Origin of the sequence: Deinococcus deserti VCD115 (genome assembly GCF_000020685.1) — a bacterium.
In the GTDB taxonomy this organism is placed as follows: Bacteria; Deinococcota; Deinococci; order Deinococcales; family Deinococcaceae; genus Deinococcus; species Deinococcus deserti.
The window spans coordinates 309,157-335,000 of record NC_012526.1; the positions used below are offsets into that span (position 1 = coordinate 309,157).

Sequence of the window (25,844 nt, forward strand, 5' to 3'; positions counted from 1 at the left end):
ATGAAGACCCGGGGCATGACCCTTATTGAAGTGCTCGTCGCGATTGCGATATTCGCCGTCGTGATCGCAATCTCGTCGTCCGTCACTGTCTCCTTGTCCACGAACAGGATTTCCGCGGACCGGTTGAGGGCGAACCAGGCGGCCCAGGCATTTTTCGAGACGGTGACGGAATACTGGCGGTCGTCCAGCACCTTCGGACGTACAGATGCGGCATTTCCGCTCCCAACTGATCTTACTGGGTACACGTGGAGCCTGAAGATCTCGGAGGTCGATATGGCCTCACCAACCTTCGCGGCCAAAAGTTCCGTCAGTTGGACGAAAACGTCCACGCCCGCGTATAGCGCCTCGGCGTCTGCCACCCTGATGAATCTGGCCTTGACCTATACCTCACAGGGGAGCGGCACCAGTTTTGTGAACGGCACGGAGATCTACAAGCGATGAAAGCCAACGGCTTTACCCTACTTGAGTTGTTGATCGTGATGGGCCTCGGGACCCTGATCCTGGTGGTCGCGTCGCAGTTGCTCATGAGTACGAACAAGGTGTCGACCTCTTCTGTGGCAATGTCCAGCGGCGTCAACCATGTCCAGCAGGGTGCCAACGTAGTGGCAGATGATGTGCGCCGCGCGCTCAATATCGTCGCGCCTGGACAAACGCCGTACCTGTCCACCTTGGCGGTAGGCGCGCCAACTGGTGGATCGCCCGCGGTGACCCCGACGGGTGCGGATGTGTTGGCGCTTTACACCGCGAAATCTGTTGGTACACGCTGCACTGGCCCCGCAGAGAATTACGAGTACGTGGTCTACTACTTTACGGCTCGGAGCAACGCCACGAGCGGTTCTGAATGGTCGACAGTAGCTCCCGACGCCAGGAATACTGGCCAGAAGGTGCTGATGCAGTTCAGCGCCTGCGTGACCGTGTTAGACCCCGCATCGGCGGTGACCAGTCAGGAGATGCTCCGCGTGGTGAGTGATTATCTGGGAGCAGGGTCATTCGCTTACCCGGGTATAAGCACCACGGGGAAATATCGTCGAGTTGTCTTGTCTTTGACCCCTAAGCAAAATGTTCTCGGACAGGCGGTTACCGCGAGTCCCATTACGACAGTCGCAACGGCTCGTAACATCCACTGAGCCTGCGCCACGTGTCCGCTAGCAAAAAGAAAGTCGAGGACGGGATTTGTTGGACGCTGGTCAGCCTCTCTTAGGAACGACGGGGCGCATGGACCGTGCTCACCACTTTGGGGACTTGGTCAAACGCCATCACGGCCACTGTGGGCTGCTGCGTAAGCTGTTCGCGGCCGTCTCCTCCCGTCAAGCTGAGCGAACACGTGGGCATGGCCCAACCAAACGTGCAAAGGTTTCTGGCAGGACGCGTGGGTCCAGTTCAACCAGTTGTGGCACGGTTGTAGCGCCCCTTCAGTTGCGTTCTTTCCAAGGCCACTGCGCCAATAAAAAACCCCGGCTAGGCCGAGGTTGCTGTTGGTGGATCGTGTAGGAATCGAACCTACAACCCGCTGATTAAGAGTCAGCCTGCGAAGCAAGATCAGCCTGAAACACGCTGCTTTGAGCCTACAAAGACGGCAGTCCAACCTCGCGCCGTGCCACGAAGCTGCCGGGAAGCTGCGGAGAAGCTGCGCCCTCAACTGGCCCGCCGTCCGTCAGCGAGGACGCAGAATGCTCCTGCAACAGGGAGTAGTACACCGATCCATAGCCCAACTGCCCGACGAGGCTCACTAGGACAGCACTGTCGTCCTCCTCACTCACCCTTGACGCGAAGTGAACTGTCGCAGAAAGAGTCGGTTGTTCCGGCGTCATATCTACCGACGCTCCCGGAGCTAGAAGGTGCTGAGTGAATGTGTGTTCTCGCAAGAACAGTTCATTGGAATCCGGGTCCGGGTCCCTCATTGGATCTGCGGGGAACCAGCAAACAGTCTTCATTCCAATGTTCACTAGGCGTAAGATTGAATACTTGCCTTGCTCAACACCATACTGCTCGCCCACCAATATGACGGTGCCGTGCTGGGCAAGTATATCAATGTCGGTAAGATGCTCAGCGAATCTGCTCTCTTGTTCTTGAGTCAACATATATTCCTCCCACGTCCCAACAACAGAAATCTGCCCCCAGTTCCAAGAACTAAGGGCAGATATTGGCACGCTTGGCCGTTCTGCATATGACCCCGCAATGATGTCGGGACGTGGACCAATGGTACGCGCAGGGAATATTGCTAGAAGTAGGCTGGGGTACGTTTGGAACTGCGAGTCTTAATCAAACTCTGCGCTTGCTTTGGATATGGGGGCAATTGCCGCAGCCAGAGCCGCCATCACCAAAGCCCACGACATCGCAGGATCACTGTCATCCACCATAACCTTGCTCACCAGACTCCTCAGCTGGCCAGGGCTCACCGTAGGAGGACACGGTGTCGTTTGCGGCCACACGCGTATGTCACCCCGCAGCCGGGCACCGTAGGCCTCCTGCCAGAACCAAGTCCAGAGCCCAGCCGGAAGGTACAGCTCCGCTGCACGCGCCTCTCCCCACGCCAGGAACTCAGCCGTCTCCTCATCTGAAACCAACGACGCCCAACGCTGCTCCACCGAGAGGGCAAGGGCATGATGCGCCCGTCCATCGGCGTCGTACTGACGCCACAGCCGAACCAGCCGTACGCACCACACGTCCCAGGACGCCAGCCACTCACTCTGAACAGAGTCACTTACGCGATTCACGCGCCTTCGCAGGGACGTCATGCCCGCTCACGCTCCTGCCGGGCCAGCTCGACTTGCTCCACCTCAGCAAGCCGCGCCTCAAGCTCACCCACCTCCAGCACCTTCATTGCCGCAGAGGCTGTCTGGCTGAGGGAATGCGCTGCCTTCAAACGAAGCACCTTGTCATCGTCGTACAGCAACTCCTCGGCAACCTCCAACGCATGCATCAGGGCATTCGCAATCCGCGTCAGATCAACAGGCAGATGTTGGGCGCGGTTGGCAATACGGCCCAGGTAACGGCGCTGAGTGTCCGTCCCTCGTTTCGTGGGGCTCAGTGTCATTGCTCCTCACCTGCCTTCGCCTGGTCAACGAACCGCTTGTTGACGAACAAGCCGCTAATCATCAGAGCCTCGCCTACGAACTGAGCCTCAGAACGCTCGGGCATAGGCAACGTGTAGGGCTTCTGGTGCCCCAGCAGCACCGACCCATGAATGGGAGGGGCCACCCGGAGGACGTCAACATCAACCCCTGCCTTATGAGCAATCTGCGTCCCTTCCTGCATGTTGGCGCCTAAGGTCCGCACCTTCTGCCACGCCTCAAGCTGCTTGTCCTGCCACTCGGCACGAAGTTGGCCCAGCTCAGACAGTTGTTGCCACACAACCTCATACAGCTTGAGCATCCCGTCTGTGTGCTCTTGCTGCACCTGAGCCAGACGTGCTGCGGCTTCGGAGATCTCAGCCAGAATCCGCTGTTGACGCAGCCTCTCTTGCAGAGTGGTGACGTAGGCCCGTGCCTTGGCGATCTCGTGCTCCTGCTCCTTGAGCGAAGCCAGCACGGTGTCCCTGAAGCTCATGGCCTTCTGCATCGCTTCCATGCTCTCGCCAGTGCGCTTGGCCTTCCATTCCGTCTCAGCGGCCTCGTATTGCGCGGTGTACTTGTTGCGAAGCTCCTCCAGCTGAGCCTTGTCCGTCAGAAGGTCAGCCAGCTCCCGCTCAACGTCTTGCAAGATCGGCGCGTAATCAGTAGTCATGCTTGGGGCTCCTTGCCGGATTGCGGCGTCACCTTGAGGTTCCAACCTCGTGTCAGGACCGTGGCGAACAGCCACTTGCCGCCTGAGGTTTGTTCAGCTGCCTGACGAATCAGCGCGGGCACGTCCTTCCAGCTGAAGTCACTGGGGAGGTCAATGTTGATGGTGTAGCCGAAGTACGGCTCAGGCACCACGCGGACCAATAGCGACTGCTGACCCCTCATGGGACTGCCCGCCTTCCCTCAGCGGGGTAGACCCACAGGTTCCAGCCGGGATTCCGCACAACGGCGTGGCTCCACGTACCAATGCCCTCAGCGGGAGAAGTCCTGTGGTCAACGGCAGCGTCAACAGCCGTCCTGATGAGGTCCGAGGCAGCGGCTCGGCTTGAGCCCTCGGGTACTTCAACAGTGATGTCGTAGGCGAATAGCGATTTGGGGATCACGGCAACATTCAGAGTCGTCATGCCTTTAGCTTCGCCTCAGGCGGAAACTCGGTGAAATGAGTGGGCCTGGCCCGATATTGCGTAGCTGAAGTTAAGCAGCTGTAGCTTGGCGTTCGAACTCCAGGGGCGTCAAGTACCCAAGAGACGAGTGACGACGCTGACGGTTGTAGAAGACCTCGATGAATTCAAATACGGCTTGTCGGGCCACGTCCCGGGTCTCAAAGATGGTGTCCTCCAGCAACTCCCTTTTCAGGGAGCTGAAGAAGCTTTCCACCACGGCGTTGTCCCAACAATCCCCCTTACGACTCATACTGCCCCTGGCCCGCATGCGGGCCAGTTCTGCCTGAAAGATGCCACTCGCGTATTGACTGCCCCTGTCGCTGTGATGAAGGAGGCCTGGTGGCGGAAGACGTCGGCCAGCAGCCATCTGAAGGGCCGCCAGTGGCAAGGTGGCTGGCATCTGCATGTCCATCGCGTAACCCACCACGGCTCGCGAATGCAGGTCTAAGGTGACTGCGAGATACAGCCAGCCCTCTTTCGTGGGCAGATACGTCAGGTCCAACGCCCAGACCTGGTTCGGCTGCGAGACCTCGAACCGCCGCTCAAGCAGGTTCGGGCAGACGGCCATGGTGTGACTGCTCCCCGTGGTCCGCACCCAGCGGCGCTTTCCCTTGGCCCGCAGACCACTGGCACGCATCAGACGCGCCACCCGCTTGCGGGACACGCGCACTCCTCCAGCGTGCAACTCCGCGTGAATGCGTGGCGCCCCATAGCGGCGTTTACTACGTTGATGCACTTCCTGGATGCGCTGCTCGAGCAGCGCATCCTCTTCCTTGCGGTCGCAGATCGGCCTTCTTCGCCAGCTGTGGTACCCGCTCACCGAGACCTCCAGCACCCGGCACAGCAGGTCCAGGCGGTACTCGGGGCGTTGATCTTGGATGAATTCATACCTCAGCGTGTGGTTTCTTTGGCGAAGAAGGCTGCCGCCTTTTTTAGGATCTCGCGCTCCTGTCGCAGGATTTCGTTCTCCTTGCGAAGCCGTTGTATCTCCTGTTGCTCTGGAGTGAGGAGCTGTTTGCCCTGACCAGGGAATGCCAACTCGCCCTTCTCCTGCTCAGCATTCATCCATTTGCGCAGCAGGGAGCTGTTGATGCCCAGGTCACGCGCGGTGCCCGACAGGTTGCCGCTCGTTCGAGCAAGCTGCACTGCGTCTCGCTTGAACTCGGCGGTGTGGATTCTGCGATCAGTCATGATGGTGCCTCCTATCGTGAGGGCTTATCTCCATCTACGCCATATCGGGTCATCCTCACCTGCTGTCCCATCTTGGGCAATTCGGGCATGCGCCAGCCTTGGTCCAGCAAGAACTTGAGGCCGTACTGATGATCTGACTCAGCTTCCGCCCAGCGGTCAATCTCAGTGGACCACTCCTCCCGGCTGCGCTTGTTATCAGCAACCCACGTTACGTATATGGCTTCTGACTTGAGATGCTCAGCCATCTCCGTCTGCTTGCCCATACGTTCAGCGATGTTGAGGAAGGCCTCAATGCTGTCATGCCGAGCAAACCTCTCAGGTGGCGTCAGCGTCGTCTGTACGAGCAGCGGATAACCATCTGGGGCCAGGTCATGAGCCGTCGTCTGCTTGGCCTCCTGCTGAGCCTCTTGGGGCTTCCGGCTGAGGACGACTAGGAAGTCCTGCATCGTGACGCGCTGAATCGCCTGGTCTAAGGCGCAAGCGGGAATCGGCCACCTGTGCTCAGGGTCGCGCAGAAAGGTCAGCCCCAGCGCGTCCTGCTCAGCTCCCGCATACGGCATATAGACCCACTTGCCCTCGGCTCCCTTGTTGCCTGAGGGGAAGAGCTCTAGTTTCGGATGCCCGGCCTCAGTTATGAGCACTTTCAGGGCGTCGGTCATGAGCTGATACGGCACGGGCTCGCTCAGGAACACCCATAGGTGAGCGCCGCCATTGGTGGATTCTTCCTCATAGCAGAAGATGCGTGCCCGGCTGAGGGTGTCGGTCACTGCTCGCACCACTTGCCGCATCTCAGCCCGACTGACGTAATGCTTGAGGTCAATATCAATCATGCCGACGCTCGTGCGGTTCTGATCTCCCGGCAGGAATCCCAGCCGTCCGGCGTGCCCGTTGAGGGTCATGTTGTGCCGCACATCGTTCAGAACTACGGGGCTATGGATGGTCTCTGATTCCTTCTTGCCCGTTGTCTCTTCGTAACTCCGCATCCGACCCTGACGACATGGGTTCAGCGGGAATACCTGAGCAAAGGCCTCAGTCGGATCAACCGTCATGTCCGCAAACGTGAGTTGCACGTCCCAATCCTTCTCAACAGCCGTCATTTGTGAGCCTCCCTATGCAGAAGAGCGATAATGAAGGCCGATCTGCTCGTTTGGCTGCTGCGCGTCCACGTAGCGGCCAATTTCATTGGTTGCTTCCTGGCTTGGGCGTAGTCCGTACCCTAACGATGCCGCCCTCGGTCACCTCTATGTAGGAGTCGTGGAACTCAGCCACGTCCTCAGGGCGAACGATGAACTCCACCCGCTTGGCCTTGAGCTTCCCACTACGCACTGCCGAAGCCACCTGATGCCCGGACAGGCCGAGCACCTGTCGCACTTGAGCGAGCGTGGCGAATTCCGCTTTGACCGTGTTCTCCGCCATGTCCCTGAGGTTGGTTTCCGTCTTGCTGTCGTTCGTCATGATGATCTCCTGTCGGCCGCAGAGTCTTCCTGCGACCTGCCTCCACTCTTCAGGGGTATGCAGAAATCGTTCGACGGGCGACATGCTGAAACCATGCGCTAGGACGATAGAAACTCATGGTTTCGTAGCTAACAGCAGGTCCCGTTATGACGCGCTGGCTTTGGTTTCGAGGCTTAATTCTTTGTAGCTCGGATTGCAATCTCCGGGCGAGAGGAGCAGAGACGAAATGGCCAAACGTGCGAACGGCGAGGGGTACATAGGACGACGCAAGGACGGGAGCGGTTGGGGTGGGTACGTCACCCTCGGCTACGGACCGGACGGCAAGCAGCAACGGCGCTACTTCTCGGCCAAGACTCAAGCCGAAGCCAGGGAGAAGCTGCAAGCCCTGGTCTCAGAGCGGAACGGGGGATGCCTCAGCTCGGAGACCCTCACGTTGGCGGCCTACCTGGACCGTTGGCTGACGCACAAGCAGCGCGACGTGAAGTTCAACACCCACCGCAGCTACGAGATGACCGCACGGGTCCACATCAAGCCCCGGCTGGGGAAGGTGCAGCTCGACAAGCTCACGCCGCTGCACATTGAGGAGCTGGTATCCGCGCTGCTGGCTGAGGGGCAGAGCGCCAAGGTTGCTCTGGGCTGCGTGAAGCTGCTACGAACTGCGTTGACCCAGGCTGTGCGCTGGCAGCTCGTCGGGCGGAACGTGGCTCAGTCCGTAACGCCACCGAAACACACTCCAAAGGAGATGCAGGTGTGGACCCCTGACGAGGCCTCACGGTTCCTCGCTGTGGCCCGCGAGCATCGGCTCTACGCGCTCTTCTACCTTGCGCTGGCGACGGGAATGCGCCGGGGTGAGTTGCTGGGATTGAAGTGGGAGAGCATCAACATGCTGGCCGGCACATTGGTCGTGCAGCACAACCTGATTGACCGGGTGAGCAGCGTGACGCTGGAGACGCCCAAGACGCGAGCAAGCCGCCGGACCATTGCCTTGTCGCCGGACACTGTCGAGGCGCTGAGGGCACATCGCCATAGCCAGTGGCTTGAGCAGTGCAAGGCAGGGGAGAAGTGGCAGGAACACGGCATGGTGTTCCCCAGCGACGTGGGCACGCTGATGTTTCCTGCGAACCTCATGGGTGCATTCCGCAGGCTCTGTGCGAAAGCACGCGTTCCTGCTATCAGGCTTCACGACCTGCGGCACACCTCAGCGAGCCTTCTTATCCGTGCAAACGTGCCTCCAAAGGTAGTGGCTGACCGGCTCGGGCACACAGACCCCGGCTTCACGCTGAGGGTGTACGCCCACGTCTATGAGGAGCAACGTCGTGCCGCAGCCCTCCCGCTGGGGGAGATGCTGAGGGAGGCCGGGGACTGATGCCATGCCTGTAAACTGTCGGGAAGAACGGAACACGCTAGCCCACCTACACCTCGATAACATTTGGCTTGCTTTGAAACTAGTAAGCTTTGGGAGAAAGTATGCCTCTTGAAATTAATCAGATTCATCAAGGTGATTCACGCAAGCTGCTTAAAGAGATCGATGCGAACTCAATCGATCTTAGCGTTTGGTCGCCACCCTATTATGTAGGGAAAGACTACGAACGATATTTGGAGTCATACCAAGACTGGGTAAATCTCTTAAGTGCGGTCATTGCTGAGCATGACAGAATCTTGAAGCCTGGTGGCTTTATGGTAATTAACATAGCAGACATTCTTGTGTTTAAGGATGAAGAGATTCCAAGATTCCAGGCGCTTAACATCACTAAGCAGCGCTCTGCAATTACTCGAGAAGACGTTCTAGCTGCTAAAGAAAATAACCCCACATTTAGTAGATACCAGCTTGCTGAGCTGCTCGGGACCAGTGAACAAACTATTGACCGTAGGCTCAATGGGAACAATATTCGCGGCGGCAAATATAACACTCAAACTCGTGTGAAATTAGTAGGCGATGTTGTTTCTGATGCTGCTCATGCTGCTCGTCTATATCTTTACGATAGGCGCATTTGGGCCAAAGACGCTGCTTGGGAAAACTCAAAATGGACAAGTTTGTCCTACCGGTCTGTAGATGAATTTGAATATATTTATATATTTTGGAAGCCTGGAGAGACTGTTGTTGATCGCAGGAGATTGACAGGTGACGAGTGGAAGGAATGGGGTTCAAGAGGAATCTGGCGATTTCCTTCAGTACGAGCGAACGACGATCACGAGGCTAAGTTCCCCTTAGAACTTCCCACGCGAGTAATTAAACTTCTGACGAATCCTGGTGACACTGTGCTTGACTGCTTTATGGGTAGCGGGACAACTGCGGTGGCGGCGACGAACCTGAACCGTAATTTCATTGGACTTGAGCTGCTGCCTGAATACGTCGCCCTTTCCAGAAGAAATGTAGCTGCTGCGGTACAAAGAGGTCATGGACTTCTTCGGCAGGACAAAGATTTGCGGCTCTCCTCAGAACGAACCGAGGAAGCCGCAGCAGTTGGCCTATTCGACTAGACGCGGTGGGATAGCACCCAGCCATCCTCTTGGCGCTCCATTTTCACGGCGCGCCAATTCGCAATTCGAGCTAGCGGATTCAGCTTGACCCGGATACGGCGAGTTGAGGAGTCTTTGGTTACCTCATCCTTGCCTGAGGTAATGAGTCCATCAGCTTTCGCGTAGGAGTGGACTCCGTTAGAGAACATCAGAAGACCATTAGGCACGCAAACTACTTCGAAGTGACGGATAGGATGGACGCCGTACTCGACTGTACTGTAGACGGCCTTGATGTAGAAGGTAAGGCAAACACGCCGTTTGTCACCTGCGAGGTACAAAGGGGGAAGCTTAGGCTGGAAGTTGAAATTCAGTCCTCGGCTGCCACGGTAGTGAATAGGCCAGTGATTGTTGCGGAGTCCAAAAGCATCCCAATGTTCACCATCACCTGAAACCTGATTAGGCGGAACTACGACTTCGTTATCCACCTCGTTCGGACCAGTGATCTTAATATCGCAATGAATGAAAGCATCATCCGTCATGAAGCGGATGTCACCCCCGGTGGGTAAGCCAGGAAAGCGGACATTCTCGAGCTTATGACACACTGCTTTAATGATGTGCGAACCGACCAGCTTCTCACCGAGCTCCAGCATCGGGATGGCCTCGTTGCGGAAGGCACGTCCACGCTGTTCTGGCGGATAGTTGCGCCAGAAAGGAAGAAGTTCAGGTCCAAACTCATGGAAATCCTGATGCATGTCTTCCGCAGCTTCCTTAATGATGTTCACCATCACCGACATGTATTTCTGCTCCATTTCAATGAGTTCGTCGAGATTACTCAAGAGAGATGCCCTTTCTTTCATGTACTTCTGATGCAAATCATTCATGTCAGAAAGTGTACGCCGTCACACCGGATACGTCAATCACGTAATACGTATGGTTGGCGTATTGTCTAGACCTATGTCAGTAGTTCGTCAACCCTGACTCCCAGCGCAGATGCCACCTTGACGAGGGTGCTCAGTTGGGGGTCAATCTGTGCGTTCTCAAGCTTGCCGGGGTGGGTGCGGTGAATGCCCGCGGCGGCAGCGAATTCATCCTGATTCATGCCCTTAGCCAAGCGCAGCTCGCGGATGCGCTGGCCGACGCGTATGCGGACCTCCTGCACCAGGGGGTCTGTGGGCTGAGGCTTGCGGGCAGGCATCCGCTGAGCATCGGATCAGACACCGTTGAGTGCGACTGACGCGAATCGGTCTGATCTTGTTATGTACCACGGAATAAGAGGAAGATGAAGTGCGGAGGTCAATTCAATGGGCTTATTCCTCGGTATGGTCGGTATGGTTCTCTCTTTCGGCGGGCTCGTCCTGCTTCTCGTCTCTGTGGTGATGCGACTGCTCAAGCGACCTCAGCCCCGCATCACGCGCTGGCCCTTGCTGCTTGGAGCAGTCGTCGTTGGGTTTGGCTTGACGATTGTGGGCGGTGCGCTGATGGCCCCTTCTCTCGCTGCGGAAGCGGGTACGCCCTCGGGCCAGGAGACGGCGGCTGAGGCTGCCCCACAGCGCGTGCCTGCTGAAGCCACGGAGAGCCAAGATTCGGCCACGCAGACGCCAGAGCCTCCGGCTGCCCCAGAGACGACGGCGGAGCGCATTAACATTGGCCTCTTCCTGGTGAAGTGCCGCAGCGAGGTCAAGTCACAGCTCAAGTCTCCCGCCACGGCGAAGTTTCCAGGCAGCATGGAGTCCGCAGCGCAAGCCGAGGAGACGGACGCGGGAGAGCGGACGTGGAATGGGTACGTTGATTCGCAGAATGGGTTTGGCGCAACGGTGCGGACCCAGTTCGAGTGCAGATACGACCCTGCCGACCCTGCGGGTGAGGTGGCCGTGACGATGCAGGAATAAGGCACAGACTCACGAGCAGGCCAGAGGGGATGTCCTCTGGCTTGTTTGTTTGCCTGCCCCCTCATTTCAGGAGGGTTGGTCTTGTGTATGCAACCAAGGTTCTCAGGAGCACGTATCGGGAACTATATGAGGCTCAGGATGGATCGCCAGCGGCTCAAGGCTTTCTTCGAATCGGACACAGGGAAGAGAATTGACCGCGCTGTCGATTTGAGCTTCAAGGCGTGGTTGGGGATTTTGCTCCTGTTCATCTGCCTACTAGCATTTCTAACGTTGCTAGTGAAGGGCATGGGCTATGGGGAACCGCTCTACAAGGATGTGTTGTATATCGTTCAGATTGTCGGCACAGTGGCTACTGTCGTGGCTCTGGTGCTTGGTATGGCTAACAGAGCACCCCTGAACTTCTACTCATGGGGCTTCGGGATTTCATCAATCCTGACGGACAAAGGCACGGAAGCCTTGAGGTTCTATACGACCGAGTCGGTTCTGGCAAGCAAAGGCCGATTCGCAACAGCTGCCTTGTGGATTCAGGCGGTTGGTGTATCGGTGATTATGGCGTTGACTGTGGTTGCTCTTGGGCATCTTGCGATCGTTGCTGTAGCAAGGCTCCGCCAGAGCCGCACTCCTTGAGCAGTGGGCTGCGATAAAGCGTCAAGTTGTCCCCTTCATGGTTGATCCTGCACTATCCTGAGCAGGATATGCTCACTGAGCGTTCGCTCAAAGGGGTGGTTGGGTGACTCTTACCTATAACGACATGAAGCGGAAGGCCAATGCTGCACTAAGTCTTGCCATATCGGTGAGTGACACTAAGCAACTGAGGATGGACCCGGATGTTGAAGTCCAAGGTGATCCTTTTACAGGAATGATCTTCAATGCTCGGACTAGAAATCAGGACGAGCGTACGCTAATGATTGAGGACCAGCTGGTGCCCAAGCAGGCGAGGGTGCAGCAGTTAATGCTTGACTTAGAGGCTCATGTATACCCACAAGCCCAACTTCCTGCGATCTCCGACGAACTGGATCGTCTGATTGAAGAGTTAGAGGCGATGAAGCAGATGTACGACGCAGACTACGGCGGTCTGGCGTAGCTGCGCGGTAGCTGCGGATTGGGCTTTGGCCTAGTCCGCTTGCTTTGTGTAAATGGAAGAAACCCCGGCTAGGCCGAGGTTGCTGTTGGTGGATCGTGTAGGAATCGAACCTACAACCCGCTGATTAAGAGTCAGCTGCTCTGCCAATTGAGCTAACGATCCAGAGCGGCATGAAGTATAGGAGCCGCCCTGCAATCTGTCAAGCCGTGGCTTCCCCGGTCATCTCGTCCAGAATGACCGTGCGGGCCAGACCTGCCAGATACAGGCTTCCGGTCACCAGCAGCGTGCCTCCGGGCGGCGTGCGCCGGATCGCCTGCGCGAGGGCCTCATAGGGGTCGGCATACGACAGTCCTCCATACCGTGCGACCAGTTCATCGGGCGGGGTGGCCAGTTCACCGGGCGCGGTGAACAGCCGCGTGCTGCTCAGGGGAAGCAGGGGCGCCAGGGTGGCGTGCGTGTCCTTGCGGGCCAGATTTCCGAACAGCATGGCGTCCACCCGGCTCAGGCTGGCGGCCAGCGCGCGGGTGGCATGCGGATTGTGGGCTCCGTCTACCAGCACCACCCGGTCCTGGACCTCGAAGCGTTCCAGTCGGCCCGGATGAATGGCCCCCAGGGCAGCGTCCAGGCCCGAGGCATATCCCAGCGTGCGCAGGGTGGCAGCGGCCAGGGACGCGTTGATGTGCTGGTGTTTGCCTTGCATGGCGGGTGGATAGGGAAGAGCGAACAGCTCCGGATGACTCTGGAAGGTCAGCAGCGGCGCTCCCGTTTCGGCGGCGACCTTCTGAATGGTCTGAAGGGCCTCGCCCGTAGCTGTGGTCAGCAGGGGTACCCCACTCCGGGCCGCCCCCGCCTTGTCAGCGGCGATCTCAGCCACCGTTTCACCCAGGACTGTCGTGTGGTCCAGGTCCACGTTGGTCAGGGCAACGGCCCGCACGTCGGGCAGGGTCTGTGTGGCGTCGCTGCGGCCCCCCACGCCAGCTTCCATCACGGCAAGCTCCACGCCGCTTTCGGCAAAAGCCTGACAGGCCAGGGCCAGCGTCAGGTCGAAAAAAGCCGCGTCAGGCGCATGAACGCGCGCCCACTCGATAAAGGCGGCAGTGCGCTCGGGCTTCAGGTTGTAACCGTTTATGCGGACGCGTTCCTCGTAGTGCTGCAGGTGGGGGCTGGTAAAGCGGCCCACCCGGACTCCGCAGGCCAGCAGGCCGGCTTCCAGCATGGCGCAGGTGCTGCCCTTGCCGTTGGTGCCCACCACGCGCACGCTTCCAAAGCGGCGGTCCGGGGCTCCCAGGGCATCAAGCAGGGTGCGCGCCGCCTGAGGTCCACGCGCCCGGCCGGAGCGAGTCCGGGTGTACAGCCAGTCGTAATCCGGGCTGGTCATGGGGCCCAGCCGTTCTCTAACAGCGCGCGGGTTTCAGCCACGGCCTGCGCCCAGATACGCGCCATGTCCTCATCGGGGCGCACGTGCAGGCCAGCGTAATTTCCGTCCCCCAGCAGCGCGCGGGCCGCCTGAGGCCCCAGCGGTTTCAGGCGGCCCAGGTCCACGGCGGGCTTGCGCTCCTCTGGAGCCGTCACTCCTTCTAGGCGGGTCCAGGGGAAATTTTCCATCCAGCTGGCGTGGCTGGCCAGTTCGTCGGTGGCCTGCACAGCGGCCCAGGTGCGCGGCGCGTTCCACCAGTTGTGCCACTGCACGCGGGTGTCCGGGTGGGCCGAAAGCCACTCGCCCAGCCAGCCCTGTCCGGGAGCGTTGCCCCCGTGGCCGTTGACCACCAGAATCCGCCGGAAACCGTGGGTGTACAGGCTGCCCAGCAGGTCCTCCAGCACACTCAGATAGGTGCTAGTGCGCAGGCTCAGGGTGCCGGGGTAGGCCATGAACGTCGGGGTGATGCCGTAGGGCAGCGCTGGGAACACCGGGACTCCCAGCGGCCCCGCAGCTTCCAGGGAGATCCGTTCGGCCAGCAGCGAATCTGTGGCCAGACTCAGCGTGGCGTGCTGCTCGGTGCAGCCCAGCGGCAGCACGCAGCGGTCGTCGCGCTGCAGCCAGGCCTCGACCATTTCCCAGTTCATGTCCTGAACACGCATACGGGCAGGGTAGCGCTCCCGATGCGGGGTGGCAGGCGGCGGGCTACGATACGGCTCGTGATGAACGACACGGGACGGCCACGGGTGGGCGTGGTGATGGGCAGCCGCAGCGATTTCGAAACCATGCAGGGGGCGCTGGAAGTGCTGCAGCAGCTGGAAGTCGCCTATGAGGTCCGGGTGCTTTCGGCCCACCGGACCCCGCACCTGCTGCCCAGTTATGCCGCCCGCGCCGAGCGCCTGAACCTGAGCTGCATCATTGCCGGGGCTGGCGGCGCGGCGCACCTGCCGGGCATGCTGGCGGCTTTTACACGCGTGCCGGTGCTGGGCGTGCCGGTGCAGTCGCGCGCCCTGAGTGGCCAGGACAGCCTGCTGAGCATCGTGCAGATGCCGGCCGGCATCCCGGTCGCCACCTTCGCCATCGGCGCGGCGGGTGCAAAGAACGCTGCCCTGTTCGCCGCTGCCATGCTGGCCACCACCGACGAGGCCGTGCGTGACCGGCTGGACGCCTACCGGGACGCCCAGACCCGCTCGGTGCTGGACGACCCCTACTTCGACGGGCACGCCCAGGGAGGCGCCGAATGACCCTGGACCGTGAACGCCCACTGACGCTGGGCATTCTGGGCGGCGGTCAGCTGGCGCAGATGCTGGCGCTGGCTGCTCTGCCGCTGGGGGTGCGCGTTCAGGTGCTGGAACCCGACGCGCAGGCCCCTGCACGGCTGTGCGCCGAACACCTGCACGCCCCCTACACCGACCCGGCAGGGCTGGACGTCCTGGCCGGATGCGACGCAGTCACCCTGGAATTCGAGAACGTGCCGGTGCAGGCCCTTTCGGCCCTGGAAGGCCGGGTTCCGGTGCGTCCGGCCGGGTCGTTGCTGGCCCGCAGCAAGCACCGCGCGGTGGAGAAAGAAGCCCTGCGCGCGGCCGGAGCGGGCACGGCGCCGTTCGTGCGCCTGGAGGAGCCCGGCGACCTCGACGGAGCGCTGGAACAGGTCGGTGGCCAGGGCCTGCTGAAAACCAGTGAGCTGGGCTATGACGGCAAGGGGCAGGTCCGGGTGCGCAGCGCCACGGAACTTCAGGCCGCCTGGGCCTCCCTGGGCAGCGTGCCGTGTGTTCTCGAAGGTGTGGTGCCGTTCGAGCGCGAGGTCAGCCTGGGAGTTGCACGCAGCGCCTCCGGGCAGGTGGCTTTCGGGCCACTGGTCGAGAACGTGCACCGCAGCGGCATCCTGCGAACCAGCGTGTATCCGGCGGCTGTGCCCGAAGGAACCGAGGCCCGGGCCCGGAAACTGGCGCGCGCGGTGGCCGAAAGCTGGGCCCTGGAAGGCCTGATCACCCTGGAATTCTTCCTGCTGCCCGGAGGCGAGTTGCTGGTCAACGAGGTCGCGCCGCGGGTCCACAACAGCGGACACCTGACCCAGGACGGCGGTGGCCTCAGCCAGTTCGAGGCCCAGGTGCGGGCTGTACTTGGCTTGCCTCTGGCCGACTGGCGGCCCCTGCATCCCTGCGCCATGGTCAACGTGGTGGGCGTGGAAGACGAAGGTGGGCAGGCGCTATCGCCCGACTGGGCAGGCATCGACGCCCTCGAAGGCACCCGGGTGCACCTGTACCACAAGGCCTGGCGGGCGGGACGCAAGCTGGGGCACGTCAATCTGGTCGCGCCCGATCAGGCCACCTTGGGCCAGCGCCTGAAGCAGCTCGAAAGCCTGATTCCCTAAAGGCCCTGGATGCTGGGTAAAGGGCTGTAAACATCCCTCCTGGGCACCCTCACGGCCCGTCAGCCGGGGGCTCCTAGCCTGAGGTATGAAGTTTTATCTGCTGCCCCTCCTGGCGCTGGCCCTCTCGGCGCCAGAAGGGGCAGCCCAGTCCGGTAAATCCGAGCCGTTCAAGCTGGTTCTGAAAACCAGCGAGCAGAAAATTCTGAAGGGGAAAGTTACCCGTCATCCGATTGTCAAATCCTGGACCGTACCGGCGGCCGGTATTGCAGCCAGCAAAAAGTACCGCAAGCTCAGTACCACCCTGATTCCGCTTATCAACCGCATAGAAAAGCAGGTCAACGCCCGCAAGCCTGAGCCGGCCGTGTTCCGCAATGTGGCGGGCCGCTGGATCGCTGCCGATCAGACCGGCTGGCTGTTTGACCGGGACCGCACCAAGGCCAACCTGCTCAAAGCCATTCGCGGCGGCAAGGGACAGGCACAGGTCGCATTCAAGGAAGTCCGTCCCAGACGCAGTGTGGCCCTGCTGGCCGGGCGCGGTGTGCTGACGCATGTGGCGGCCGGCACCAGCAGGTACGCCGGCAGCCCCGGCTTCCGTGAAAAAAACATCCTGGTGGGAGCCAGCAAGCTCGACAACTTCTTTATCCCTCCGGGTCACGAGTTCAACTTCAACGAGGAAGTTGGACAGGTTGACGCCAGCACGGGCTTCGTCAAAGGGTTTGTCATCAGTGGCGGAACCCTGGAAAAAGAGGACGGCGGCGGCATCTGCCAGGTCAGCACCACCATTTTCCGGGCGCTGTACAAGGCCGGACTGCCCATCACCGAGCGCCACGAACACAGCCACCGCGTCAGGTATTACGATCCGGTCGGGTTCGAGGCCACTGTGTATGCCCCTGACAAGAATCTGCGCATGAAAAACGACACCGGGGCGTACCTGATGATCCAGGCGGGCTGGGACACGGCTGCCAAGACGCTGCGCTTTGATGTCTTTGGGGCCAACACCGGGCGCACAGTCAAGATCAGTCAACCCTCGGTCAGCAAGTTCAGGGCGCCTGGAAACCCGAGCTACACGGCCGACCCCAATGTGGCTCCCGGCGCGCGCCGCCTGCTGGACACCCCTGCGCAGGGCATGACCAGCGTGATCAGGCGGACCATCAAGGTCAAGGGCAAGGTCATCAGCACCCATACCCTGAAAAGCACGTATGAGCCCTGGGGCGCCGTGTACGGCGTCAACCCCAACGACAAGCGCCTGAGTTCCAGATCCTGAGACTCCTGCGAGTCCTCAAATCCTGCGCGGAAGCTCGCTGGCCGGTACGGTTCCCCCCAGGTAAAGTGCGGCATGGCTTTGTCCGCGTCTTTTCCTGACCTGCCGCCGGTTCCCAGTGAACTGCGTACGCCCAGGCTGCTGTTGCGCGCTCCGCGTCCGGAAGATGCGCCGGCAGTTCACGCGGCCATTCAGGCCTCGCTGCCGGAACTGCGGGAATGGATGGTCTGGGCCCAGAACCCGCTGGATCTGGCCGGGACCGTGGACAACCTGACCCAGGCAGCCGAGGCCTACGCCTCACGCGAAACTCTGCGGCTGCTGGTCTGGAGCGCCGATGGCACGGAGCTGATAGGCAGCAGCGGCTTTCACGCCCTGGACTGGCGCGTGCCAAAAGGGGAGATCGGGTACTGGATTTCCACGCCGTATACCGGACGCGGTTATGCCCTGGAGGTCACACGCGCGCTGACTGATCTGGCCCTGGATACCCTGCACCTGCGCCGTGTGGAAATCCGCTGCGACTCGCGCAACGAACGAAGTGCCCGTATTCCTCGTGCGCTGGGCTACCACTTCGACGGCTGCCTGCGGCATGACTCGGTGGCGGCAAATGACCCCAGCCAGTTGCGGGACACCCTGGTGTTCAGCGTGGTGCGCTGAGCGGGCTTAATGACGGGTTGGCGCCAACAGATTCTGCTCCGGCTTACGGCAGAATACGGGTGCCTGCTTCCCCCCGCACAGCGGCTGCCAGAACGCCGGAGTGCATGCCGCTGGCGATCGTTGCAAAGGGGGCGCCGCGTTCAAGCGCGTCAAGCGCGGCACGGACCTTGGGGATCATGCCGCCGGCAATCCAGCCCTCTGAAATTCCGGCCTCGACCTCGGCGCGCCTCAGCACAAGGGCGCGGCTTTCCGGGTCAGGAAACGAGCGGTACACACCGTCGACATCAGTCAGGAAGATGATGCCTTCGTTCAGGGCGCCCGCCACCGCCCCAGCAGCAGTATCCGCGTTGATGTTTAAGGCTTCGCCGTCCAGGCCAACGGCAATGCAGCCCACCACAGGCGTCAGCCCGGCGCCCAGCAGGGTCCGCAGAAGGTCGGCGTTTACAGCTGTGACCCGGCCCACCCGGCCCAGCGCAGGGTCGAGCACTTCGGCACGCAGCAGCTCGCAGTCGCGGCCCATCAGGCCAACTGCCTGCCCTACGTCCTGACTCAGCTGCTTGTTCAGCTGACACAGCGCCATTTCCACCACGTCCATGGCCTCCGGGGAAGTGACCCGGAGGCCCCCCCGGAATTCACTGGGGATCTGCCGCGCCGAGAGCTCACGCTCGATCACCGGCCCACCCCCGTGGACCACCACAACCGGGAGTTCCCGGCGCACAGCAGCGATCTCGGACGCTACGGCACGGCGCAGCTCCAGACTTTTCATGGCATTTCCGCCGTACTTGACGATCACGCCGGCAGTGTAAGGCATGGATGGCCTGGGCTGACCGGCAGCATCTCAGGCATCAGCAGCTCAGCTCTGCCCCGGCTGGCTCAGGCCTGTTTAGTGGGGGGCGTAGCTCAGATCCGGGGTTCCCGCAGGATCCCTGGGGCTGGTGTCCTCGGGCGTCCTGGAGGCCGACGAACTGGGCTGCAGCGTCTTGGCATACCAGGACATGACCGGCCGGGCGTCCAGCGTAAAGGTAAACCCCTGCCGTTCCCAGAAGCGTGCGCCGCGTGGATTGTCGCCCAGCACACTCGCCAGCAGGCGCGTGGTCCCACGCGGCAGACGGGCTTCCAGATTCCGGATGGCCTGCTCACCCAGGCGCTGTGACTGGCGGCTCTCGCGGATCAGCAGCAGGTTGATGGTGAGGTCTCCTGGCTCCGGGAAATCCAGTTTGTAGTCCAGGCTGCCGACCAGTTCTCCGTGGTCATCGTGCAGCAGTTCCAGCCGGCGCCGGGGGTCGAGCAGGGCAATCTCTACATCCCGCTCCACTTCTTTCTCGGTGGGCACACGGGTGCCCAGCAACGTGAAATATCCGGGGGACTCGGTGTACAGCCTGTGAAGCAGCGGCGCATGATGGAGCGCCAGCGGCGTGGAGTTCAAGGTAAAGCCTCCCGTCCGGCGAGGCGGGTCAGTCGTAAGGGGTATGAGCTGCCGGACTGCTCTGAGCATACCCGGCGCGGGGCTTAAGCGGCAGTATCTGCGCTGTTGAACGTATTGAGGTTGATTTCACGCTGTGGAGGGGGGTATGCGCTACCCTTGCCAGATGAGCCAGCTGTCCTCTGCCCGCCCGGGCTTTTACCGTTCCCGTCTGGGTCTGCCCGGCGCTGTCCTGGCACCAATGGCGGGATACAGCGACGCGCCGCTGCGCCAGCTCGCTGCGGAGCAGGGAGCGCTGTGGACCGTCAGTGAGATGATCAGTGCGCGGGGGCTGGTATTGGGCGGTGACTCGGAAAATCTGTCGCTGGGACGGCCCTTCGAGGGTGAAACCAACCGGGTCGTGCAGCTGTTCGGAGCCGAAAGCGAGCTGCTGGCGCGCGCCGTACAGAAGGTCGAGGCATGGTTTGCCCCTGCGGCCATTGACCTGAACATGGGTTGCCCGGTGCCCAAGATCCGCGGCAAGGGTGGCGCGTGCCTGTTGCAGACCCCAGAAGTGGCCTTCGAACTGATCCAGGCCATGAAGGCCGCCACCACCCTGGATGTCAGCGCCAAGATCCGCCTGGGCTGGGACCATGACCGCAGTGTCGAAGTTGCGCAGGGACTGGCGGCAGCCGGCGTGAACCTCATCACGGTGCATGGCCGCACCAGTGCCCAGCGCTATACCGGCGAGGCTGACTGGGAGGCCATTGCCCGGGTGGCTGCGGCAGTTGACGTGCCTGTGGTGGGCAGCGGAGACATACGCAGCGCTGCCCAGGCGCGGGCCCGTCAGGCTCTGGGCGTGGCGGCGGTCATGATCGGCCGGGGCGCAGTAGGCAACCCCTGGTTGTTCCGGGCACTGGCTACGGGGGGTGACCAGTATCCGTCGGCTCAGGAGCGTGCCCGGACGGCGCTGCGCCACGCCGAGCTGCAGACCCGGTTTTATGACGACAATACGGGCCGCCTGACCCTGCGCCCCCTGCGTAAGGTCCTGCCCCAGTACCTGCCCGATCATCCCGAGCTGCGCGATGATCTGGTGCAGGTGGTGACTCTGGCCGATGTCGAGCGGGCTCTGGCGCCTTTACTGACCTCCCCTGAGGGGGCCGTCAAACCTGATCCCGGTGCAGTGGCGCTGAGCGGAGAGTATGCTTGATAACGCCCATGAACGCCCACGAGTATTACGCCTATCTGTCCGCTGCCCGAGAGCAGTTGTGGAACTTTCTGCGGGCGTTGCCGGCTGAGGACCTGGGCCGCGACCTGATGCCAGAAGGCGACCGCTTTCACAACATCAAGGATCTGCTGCTGCATATCGCAGATGTAGAGGACCACTGGGTTCACACCATTGCCCGAGGGGACGGTGTGGACCGTGATGGACAGTATGCACACGACTGGGTTCTTCCGCACGCCGAGCAGTACGACCTGGGCTGGATCATCGCCTACGGCCGTGAGGTCGGGGCCCGGACCCATACCTTCCTGAGCAGTGAGCCGGATTTACACCGCAGCGTAAAGCTCGTGCAGGATGACCCTCACAGCGACACCGTCACGCTGGACCAGCTGATGTGGCACGTCATGACTCACGAGGTCCGGCACACGGCCCAGATCGCACTGATGATCCGTCAGCTGGGGCACACTCCGCCGTGGCTGGACTACATGCGCTTTACACGCCCGCAGGTGACAGCGGCTCAGAGTGGAGGCCTGGAACCGGAGGCTGACCCGTCCGAGCACGACGAACCCTGAGCAGAGGGGCCGACCAGGTACGCCGGGCAGACCTGCCCGGCGTACTTCATTTGACATGCTGGGCCGCAGGAAGCAGTACCGGGAACGGAGCCGCAGTGGCCACAGGCCCTTGGGCTCCGTGTTGTTTGGCAGATCCTGCGTCGTGCGCGGTCGGCACCTGGGAATACCTGTTACAGAATGCGCTGGCCCAGCAGGCTGGCAGCCATACCTACCATCACTTCTGCCGTCTGGTTATGGGTGTCGAGCACCGGGTTGACCTCTACGATATCCATGCTGGTGACACGACCGGATTCGCACAGCAACTCCATCAGCAGATGGCCTTCGCGGTAGGTCAGGCCACCCGGCACCGGTGTGCCGACCCCTGGGGCCACGGAGGGGTCCAGGGCGTCGGCGTCGAAGGAGACATGGATACGCTCGACAGCGGAGAGCCGCTCCATGGTCTCGGCATGGATACGGGTCATCCCCAGCTGATCCACATCCTTCATGGTGTAGGCCTTGATGCCTGCCTCGCGCAACAGTTCACGCTCCAGGCTGTCCACGCTGCGGATCCCGATCATCACGATGTCTTCGGCCCTCAGCTGCCACAGCCCGCCCAGGTTGGACAGCACCGGGTCTCCCAGGCCAGTCAGGTGAGCGACCGGCATGCCGTGAATATTGCCGCTGGGACTGCTCTGCGGGGTGTTGTAGTCGCTGTGGGCGTCCACCCAGATCACCCCGGTGCGCACGCCTTCCGGCTGACCACGCAGGGCGTTGCCGGTCACGGTGCCCATGCTGATGCTGTGGTCACCACCCAGAGTAATGGGAAAGACATCTGCGCCCAGGGCGGCCACACGTTGGGTGGTGACCTGCGAGGTGTGCTGAATCTGCTCCAGAAACACCAGCCCACCAGTCAGGTGCTTATCTACCGTCTCAGGAATCGGCACCGGTATGTCGCCAAGGTCGGTTACCGTATGCCCCAGCCGGCGCAGGTGGGCAGCAAGGTGGGCGTTCCGGAGTGCGGAGGCGCCCATGTCCACCCCACGGCGTCCAGCGCCCAGATCCATTGGAATGCCCAGAATCGAAATATTCACCCCGGCAGCATACGTGGTGGATAACGCTATGCCTTACGCCTGCAACATTATTTTTGGCGGATGATGGCTGGCAGGCTCAGACCAGTATTCAGGTGAATATTCATGCTCTGTAATCAGGCGGACATCGCTCCGGCCACATGGTCAGGTCAGTGTCGTCCTGAACTCAGAAGCATTCGGACGGTATTGAAGTCACCCGTTTCAGACCCCCAGTGTCACTCAGGGTGACTTTGGCTGTTCTGCACGCACCCACTCGAGCCTGGCGAGCTTATCTCTGAACTGGGCCGCAACGAAAACCAGCTCCATAAGCCGCACGGCCCCAGTACGGTTGTTGGAAAACAGAAGTGACTGCCGTGTTCTTTTAACCTGCGGTCCTGCCAGAACAGCCGGAACCAGCGGGGTCAACGCGGCGAAACATGTCCAGGCGCCACCGGGCATGCTGAAGCAAATCCCGGGATCAGGTCGGCGCTGTCCAGAGACTGGCCAGCTTCCTGGTCAGAGAGCCTTTGTCTGCTTGGGTGGAAGGGGCAGGCGTGCATGGTGAGGTAATCTGGGTGGATAGCTTCACTCCAACTGCCAGATGACCGATCTGCCTCCCTCTGTCTCCCGCCCGCTGCGCCGCCTGCTCCTGGTCGCAGACCATATGCATCCCTTTATTTACCGGGAGGGGTTTCCACAGGGTTTGCCGGAAGTGGACGCGGTGCTGGCTGCCGGGGACCTGCCTGGAGACTACCTGGAATTTCTGGCCAGCAAATTGCCGGTGCCTGTGGTGTACGTGCATGGAAACCACGGCAACGAGTTTGTAAATGAAGGCGAGGAGCGGGTTCCGCCGCGCGGTGTGATCCCCGCACATGGCCGGGTCGTGACAGTCGCCGGCTTGCGGATTGCTGGTTGGGGAGGCGTCCCCCATTACCGCGAGAAGGGTACCGGCCAGTACTCCCCACGGCAGGCCCGGTGGGGGCTGCGCCGTGTGGGCTGGCAGGCCCGGCGAGGTGTGGATGTGCTTCTGACTCACGCTCCGCCAGAGGGTCCGCATGCTGGCAATGATTTTGCCCACAGAGGCTGTCCGGAGCTTTCGCGCTTTCTGCTCGCCTGGCGTCCCCCTTTGATGGTGCACGGCCATATCCATGAGTACGAAGGTCGCAAGGCCGAATACATTGATCCTGGCACCGGAACCCGGGTGGTCAATGCCTATGGCTACCGCGTGATTGAACTTTGACGTGACTTGTGATCGTTTACCTGTTTGCCGGAGGCACGCAGGAGCGGCTTATGCCAGAAGCTCGCCTTTTCTATGCTTATATCCGGTCTTCAGGTCACTGCTTCGGACAGCCCAAATGTTTCTGTACCTCTTGGGCAGAATTTTGCTTCAGGGATTGGGAGCTGCGGGTACAGAGCCTCATGAGGTGGAAGACCTCCAGCAGGCACATCAGCCATCTAGCTTAAGGAATGCCGTACGTCTGACACATGCAAACCCATGGTCCTCAGGAGATACTTAATTCCAGCTTTCGGAGTTGCCCGCTTCGGCACATGTGGCTTGGCGGCGAGGCCTGGAGGGAGACGCCCACCTCCATAAACAACGGGCGTGCGAGCGGGTCACCGTCGGCTGCAGGAGGGTTCGAGTCCCACCACCCGCTACTTAACAATTTCATGAACATGGGACCGGATTCGTCAAGAATCCGGTTCTGCTGTTGCAAAAGTCGGCAGGCTGGGCAGGATAGGGCCACTTCGCTCAGTAACGCGGGGAGTCGACTACAGCCACAGTCGCAGAGCTGTTTCACCAGGCTGTTGAAAAGAACAACCGGATGGAGAGCAGGTCGCCCTGCTGTAGCCTGGGCCGGTGCGCCGTCTCCTGGTTCTCCTGCTGTGCTGCACTGGTGTCACCAGTGCACTATCGGACCCTCAGGTGGTGTCTGTGCGGTCTGGCAGTACCCAGACCGTGATGATCCACCTGGCATTCAGGGACTGGCTGCTGAGCCGCGAAACACCAAACGAGATCAGGTTGCAGACGCCCTGGGGAACGCTCCAGACGATTCCACAAGGGCGTCCCCATGACCAGCGCTCCACCTATTTCGGACTACTGTACCCTGCCGCTCTGCGGCTGTATGTTCCTGGGCAGGTGGCAGCAGCCCGCTATCCGGCACGCCTGGAGGCCACGCTCTATGTGTGTCAGAAACAACAACAGCTGTGCTCACGGCGACAGCTGGTTCTGCCTGTCGTTCTGTAGGTCACGTCACAGGCTCCGTCAGCGGCGTCTGCTCTGACCATTACCGATGAGCACCTGAGCAGGACGTCCACCTGGCGACCTGGAGCCGGAGTCCGGGACCGCTAGCATTCAGGTATGTCTTCCACGTCCCTCTCTAATGCCCGGCGGCTGCGGGCCTTTCACGAGGCGCTGGGATTGCGCCTGCCTGACCGCCCTCAGGTGCCTGCTCCAGAGGTTCTGGCGCTGCGCCGCACCTTGATTGACGAGGAATACGCTGAGGTCACGCAGGAATTCGCCGCTCTGACTGCCCAGCTCACGCACGGTGAAGCGCCTGCAGGCGCGGACCTGAGCCCACTGGTTCACGAGCTGGTGGACCTGCTGTACGTCACCTATGGCGCACTGGATATCCTGGGTGTAGACGCGGACGCTGCCTTCGCTGAAGTTCATCAGGCCAATCTGGCCAAAGCAAGTGGCCCAAGACGCGAAGATGGCAAGCAACTCAAGCCCGAAGGCTGGCAGCCTGCCAACATGCGTGCCGTTCTGGAGCGGCAGTTGAAGCGGTAACTGGAAGCAGGGAGAAGCGGTAGCGTCCGCCCTCAGATCAGAACGGGGTCTCTTCGTCGACGACAGCCACCGGAGCCGGCCGGGCGGCAGCCTGAGCCCGGGCCGGGGCGGGGCGGGCAGACTGAGCTGCCGGACGGGCACCGCCAGGCACGGCGTAACGCTCCTGGCGTTTTCCGCCACGGAAGATAGCCAGAGTGACGTACTCGAACTCGCCGTCGGCCTTCTCCCGCAGGTGCTCAGGATCGGTGCTCTTGGCTCCCCGCGAGAACTTGACGGCAGCGGGAAGTTTCATCTTGCGGCTGTCGACCGCTTCCAGTTCGCGGCGGCGGTAAGCGTGACCCTTGTGGATAACCAGTTCCTCACCGTCGGGGCTGGTCCATTTACGGGCGCCGATCAGGCTCCAGTCGAAGTCGGGTTCATTGTCCAGGGGAAACTGGTAACCCCCTGTGGGAACCGCTCCGCTGGTCCAGCCCAGACGCCCGTAATGGCGCTGGACATCAAGTAACTGGTTTTCGTGCTCGACGTCCACCGTCACTTTGGCCCCGAGGTCGGTCAGGAATTCTATATGCAACATTCAGTGTGCCTCCTTATGTAAATAACATAACACAGGCAAACGGAATCAGCGAGGGGGAACCTGCACATTCCCCCATGGCCAAGCTGCTTCAGAACTGTTGAGCTCGGGTCAGCACATAAAAGGCGCGGTTGCCGTCCCGTGCCAGGTCCGTGACGCTGTATCCCCGTTCCATGTACGTGGTCAGGCACTCACGCAGCGCCAGCCGCCAGGCCAGGCGGGTCGTGCGCTCC

32 protein-coding genes and 1 tRNA gene (1 of these 33 running past the window's edge) are annotated in these 25,844 nt (G+C 61.0%); 16 read left to right on the forward strand and 17 right to left on the reverse strand.

What is annotated here, in order from left to right:
- Window positions 1–441 (forward strand): type II secretion system protein, encoded by a 441-nt coding sequence (locus DEIDE_RS01525; RefSeq protein WP_012692209.1) that lies wholly within the window; start codon window positions 1–3, stop codon window positions 439–441.
- Window positions 438–1,127, forward strand: coding sequence for a prepilin-type N-terminal cleavage/methylation domain-containing protein (locus DEIDE_RS01530; RefSeq protein ID WP_012692210.1), 690 nt, complete (start codon window positions 438–440; stop codon window positions 1,125–1,127). The genes DEIDE_RS01525 and DEIDE_RS01530 overlap by 4 nt, the downstream gene beginning before the upstream one ends.
- A gap of 438 nt (window positions 1,128–1,565) precedes the next feature.
- Here the strand turns inward: DEIDE_RS01530 and DEIDE_RS01540 are convergent, their stop codons facing one another.
- The 7 genes from DEIDE_RS01540 to DEIDE_RS01580 form a co-directional block, all read right to left on the reverse strand.
- Window positions 1,566–2,081 carry a hypothetical protein gene (locus tag DEIDE_RS01540; RefSeq protein WP_012692211.1) on the reverse strand — a complete coding sequence of 172 codons (516 nt, stop codon included), beginning with the start codon at window positions 2,079–2,081 and terminating at the stop codon, window positions 1,566–1,568.
- Between the two features lie 653 nt (window positions 2,082–2,734).
- Window positions 2,735–3,037: a hypothetical protein gene (locus tag DEIDE_RS01550; RefSeq protein WP_012692213.1), complete on the reverse strand. Its 303-nt coding sequence runs from the start codon at window positions 3,035–3,037 to the stop codon at window positions 2,735–2,737.
- Window positions 3,034–3,726 (reverse strand): hypothetical protein, encoded by a 693-nt coding sequence (locus tag DEIDE_RS01555; protein WP_012692214.1) that lies wholly within the window; start codon window positions 3,724–3,726, stop codon window positions 3,034–3,036. The genes DEIDE_RS01550 and DEIDE_RS01555 overlap by 4 nt, the downstream gene beginning before the upstream one ends.
- Entirely contained in the window at window positions 3,723–3,947 is a 225-nt protein-coding gene (locus DEIDE_RS01560) for a hypothetical protein (protein ID WP_012692215.1), read from the reverse strand. Before DEIDE_RS01560 ends, DEIDE_RS01555 begins: the two co-directional genes overlap by 4 nt.
- 309 nt (window positions 3,948–4,256) lie before the next feature.
- A protein-coding gene (locus DEIDE_RS01565) for an IS3-like element ISDds1 family transposase (RefSeq protein WP_162485369.1) occupies window positions 4,257–5,416 on the reverse strand; the annotation gives its coding sequence in 2 pieces (ribosomal slippage) (window positions 4,257–5,161 and window positions 5,161–5,416; 1,161 coding nt in all).
- 11 nt (window positions 5,417–5,427) lie between these two features.
- Complete coding sequence (locus DEIDE_RS01575) at window positions 5,428–6,513, reverse strand: hypothetical protein (RefSeq protein ID WP_012692218.1); 1,086 nt, start codon at window positions 6,511–6,513, stop codon at window positions 5,428–5,430.
- Between the two features lie 82 nt (window positions 6,514–6,595).
- Window positions 6,596–6,871, reverse strand: coding sequence for a hypothetical protein (locus DEIDE_RS01580; protein ID WP_162485370.1), 276 nt, complete (start codon window positions 6,869–6,871; stop codon window positions 6,596–6,598).
- Window positions 6,872–7,097: 226 nt separating this feature from the next.
- Here DEIDE_RS01580 and DEIDE_RS01585 point away from each other — a divergent pair, with 226 nt between their 5' ends.
- Both DEIDE_RS01585 and DEIDE_RS18315 read left to right on the forward strand, forming a co-directional pair.
- The gene (locus DEIDE_RS01585; RefSeq protein ID WP_012692220.1) at window positions 7,098–8,237 is read left to right on the forward strand and encodes a tyrosine-type recombinase/integrase; all 1,140 of its coding nucleotides are present in this window, start codon (window positions 7,098–7,100) and stop codon (window positions 8,235–8,237) included.
- Window positions 8,238–8,338: 101 nt separating this feature from the next.
- Window positions 8,339–9,352: a DNA-methyltransferase gene (locus DEIDE_RS18315; protein ID WP_012692221.1), complete on the forward strand. Its 1,014-nt coding sequence runs from the start codon at window positions 8,339–8,341 to the stop codon at window positions 9,350–9,352.
- Here the strand turns inward: DEIDE_RS18315 and DEIDE_RS01595 are convergent.
- Together DEIDE_RS01595 and DEIDE_RS01600 are read right to left on the reverse strand one after the other, a co-directional pair.
- The gene (locus DEIDE_RS01595) at window positions 9,349–10,212 is read right to left on the reverse strand and encodes a BglI family type II restriction endonuclease (RefSeq protein ID WP_012692222.1); all 864 of its coding nucleotides are present in this window, start codon (window positions 10,210–10,212) and stop codon (window positions 9,349–9,351) included. The two genes, DEIDE_RS18315 and DEIDE_RS01595, sit on opposite strands and share 4 nt — an antisense overlap.
- Window positions 10,213–10,283: 71 nt before the next feature.
- Entirely contained in the window at window positions 10,284–10,526 is a 243-nt protein-coding gene (locus tag DEIDE_RS01600; protein WP_012692223.1) for a helix-turn-helix domain-containing protein, read from the reverse strand.
- A gap of 106 nt (window positions 10,527–10,632) precedes the next feature.
- Here DEIDE_RS01600 and DEIDE_RS01605 point away from each other — a divergent pair, with 106 nt between their 5' ends.
- From DEIDE_RS01605 to DEIDE_RS01615, 3 genes are all read left to right on the forward strand, one after another.
- A complete protein-coding gene (locus DEIDE_RS01605) occupies window positions 10,633–11,220 on the forward strand; it encodes a hypothetical protein (protein WP_012692224.1) in 588 nt (195 codons plus the stop codon).
- 138 nt (window positions 11,221–11,358) lie between these two features.
- The gene (locus DEIDE_RS01610; protein ID WP_162485371.1) at window positions 11,359–11,847 is read left to right on the forward strand and encodes a hypothetical protein; all 489 of its coding nucleotides are present in this window, start codon (window positions 11,359–11,361) and stop codon (window positions 11,845–11,847) included.
- A 103-nt stretch (window positions 11,848–11,950) separates the two neighbouring features.
- Window positions 11,951–12,304 carry a hypothetical protein gene (locus DEIDE_RS01615; protein WP_012692226.1) on the forward strand — a complete coding sequence of 118 codons (354 nt, stop codon included), beginning with the start codon at window positions 11,951–11,953 and terminating at the stop codon, window positions 12,302–12,304.
- A gap of 86 nt (window positions 12,305–12,390) precedes the next feature.
- On the opposite strand, the gene DEIDE_RS01620 is transcribed toward DEIDE_RS01615, so the two are convergent.
- The 3 genes from DEIDE_RS01620 to DEIDE_RS01630 all read right to left on the reverse strand — a co-directional run bounded on the left by DEIDE_RS01620 (window position 12,391) and on the right by DEIDE_RS01630 (window position 14,383).
- Window positions 12,391–12,466: transfer RNA gene (locus DEIDE_RS01620), tRNA-Lys, on the reverse strand.
- Between the two features lie 37 nt (window positions 12,467–12,503).
- The gene (locus DEIDE_RS01625) at window positions 12,504–13,682 is read right to left on the reverse strand and encodes a bifunctional folylpolyglutamate synthase/dihydrofolate synthase (protein ID WP_012692227.1); all 1,179 of its coding nucleotides are present in this window, start codon (window positions 13,680–13,682) and stop codon (window positions 12,504–12,506) included.
- Window positions 13,679–14,383 (reverse strand): creatininase family protein, encoded by a 705-nt coding sequence (locus DEIDE_RS01630; protein ID WP_041226979.1) that lies wholly within the window; start codon window positions 14,381–14,383, stop codon window positions 13,679–13,681. The genes DEIDE_RS01625 and DEIDE_RS01630 overlap by 4 nt, the downstream gene beginning before the upstream one ends.
- Window positions 14,384–14,443: 60 nt before the next feature.
- Here DEIDE_RS01630 and purE point away from each other — a divergent pair, with 60 nt between their 5' ends.
- The 4 genes from purE (at window position 14,444) to DEIDE_RS01650 (ending at window position 18,010) form a co-directional block, all read left to right on the forward strand.
- Entirely contained in the window at window positions 14,444–14,965 is a 522-nt protein-coding gene (gene purE, locus DEIDE_RS01635; protein WP_041226980.1) for a 5-(carboxyamino)imidazole ribonucleotide mutase, read from the forward strand.
- Window positions 14,962–16,095 carry a 5-(carboxyamino)imidazole ribonucleotide synthase gene (purK, locus tag DEIDE_RS01640; RefSeq protein ID WP_012692230.1) on the forward strand — a complete coding sequence of 378 codons (1,134 nt, stop codon included), beginning with the start codon at window positions 14,962–14,964 and terminating at the stop codon, window positions 16,093–16,095. Before purE ends, purK begins: the two co-directional genes overlap by 4 nt.
- Before the next feature lie 85 nt (window positions 16,096–16,180).
- Window positions 16,181–17,359, forward strand: coding sequence for a VanW family protein (locus tag DEIDE_RS01645; RefSeq protein ID WP_012692231.1), 1,179 nt, complete (start codon window positions 16,181–16,183; stop codon window positions 17,357–17,359).
- Between the two features lie 72 nt (window positions 17,360–17,431).
- Complete coding sequence (locus DEIDE_RS01650) at window positions 17,432–18,010, forward strand: GNAT family N-acetyltransferase (RefSeq protein ID WP_012692232.1); 579 nt, start codon at window positions 17,432–17,434, stop codon at window positions 18,008–18,010.
- A 43-nt stretch (window positions 18,011–18,053) separates the two neighbouring features.
- Here DEIDE_RS01650 and argB read toward each other — a convergent pair whose 3' ends face one another.
- Both argB and DEIDE_RS01660 read right to left on the reverse strand, forming a co-directional pair.
- Window positions 18,054–18,803: an acetylglutamate kinase gene (gene argB / locus DEIDE_RS01655; RefSeq protein WP_041227327.1), complete on the reverse strand. Its 750-nt coding sequence runs from the start codon at window positions 18,801–18,803 to the stop codon at window positions 18,054–18,056.
- Window positions 18,804–18,893: 90 nt separating this feature from the next.
- On the reverse strand, window positions 18,894–19,436 hold the full coding sequence (locus tag DEIDE_RS01660; RefSeq protein ID WP_012692234.1) for a GNAT family N-acetyltransferase: 543 nt from the start codon (window positions 19,434–19,436) through the stop codon (window positions 18,894–18,896).
- Between the two features lie 163 nt (window positions 19,437–19,599).
- Between DEIDE_RS01660 and DEIDE_RS01665 the strand changes: the two genes are divergently transcribed.
- Window positions 19,600–20,622 (forward strand): tRNA dihydrouridine synthase, encoded by a 1,023-nt coding sequence (locus tag DEIDE_RS01665; protein WP_242402935.1) that lies wholly within the window; start codon window positions 19,600–19,602, stop codon window positions 20,620–20,622.
- An 8-nt stretch (window positions 20,623–20,630) separates the two neighbouring features.
- The gene (locus DEIDE_RS01670) at window positions 20,631–21,206 is read left to right on the forward strand and encodes a DinB family protein (RefSeq protein ID WP_041226981.1); all 576 of its coding nucleotides are present in this window, start codon (window positions 20,631–20,633) and stop codon (window positions 21,204–21,206) included.
- 170 nt (window positions 21,207–21,376) lie between these two features.
- On the opposite strand, the gene rocF is transcribed toward DEIDE_RS01670, so the two are convergent.
- A complete protein-coding gene (rocF, locus tag DEIDE_RS01675; RefSeq protein ID WP_012692237.1) occupies window positions 21,377–22,276 on the reverse strand; it encodes an arginase in 900 nt (299 codons plus the stop codon).
- Window positions 22,277–22,853: 577 nt separating this feature from the next.
- Between rocF and DEIDE_RS01680 the strand changes: the two genes are divergently transcribed.
- From DEIDE_RS01680 to DEIDE_RS01690, 3 genes are all read left to right on the forward strand, one after another.
- Window positions 22,854–23,492, forward strand: coding sequence for a metallophosphoesterase family protein (locus tag DEIDE_RS01680; protein WP_012692238.1), 639 nt, complete (start codon window positions 22,854–22,856; stop codon window positions 23,490–23,492).
- A gap of 618 nt (window positions 23,493–24,110) precedes the next feature.
- Window positions 24,111–24,497: a hypothetical protein gene (locus DEIDE_RS01685; RefSeq protein ID WP_041226982.1), complete on the forward strand. Its 387-nt coding sequence runs from the start codon at window positions 24,111–24,113 to the stop codon at window positions 24,495–24,497.
- A 114-nt stretch (window positions 24,498–24,611) separates the two neighbouring features.
- Window positions 24,612–25,040 (forward strand): pyrophosphohydrolase domain-containing protein, encoded by a 429-nt coding sequence (locus DEIDE_RS01690; protein ID WP_012692240.1) that lies wholly within the window; start codon window positions 24,612–24,614, stop codon window positions 25,038–25,040.
- Window positions 25,041–25,077: 37 nt separating this feature from the next.
- On the opposite strand, the gene DEIDE_RS01695 is transcribed toward DEIDE_RS01690, so the two are convergent.
- Window positions 25,078–25,614 (reverse strand): single-stranded DNA-binding protein, encoded by a 537-nt coding sequence (locus tag DEIDE_RS01695; protein ID WP_012692241.1) that lies wholly within the window; start codon window positions 25,612–25,614, stop codon window positions 25,078–25,080.
- Window positions 25,615–25,702: 88 nt separating this feature from the next.
- Window positions 25,703–25,844, reverse strand: partial view of an acyl-CoA acyltransferase gene (locus DEIDE_RS01700; protein WP_242402936.1) — the 3' end only. It continues 623 nt past the right edge of the window; only the last 142 of its 765 coding nucleotides appear in the window; its start codon lies off the right edge, out of view — the gene reads right to left on this strand; it ends in the stop codon at window positions 25,703–25,705.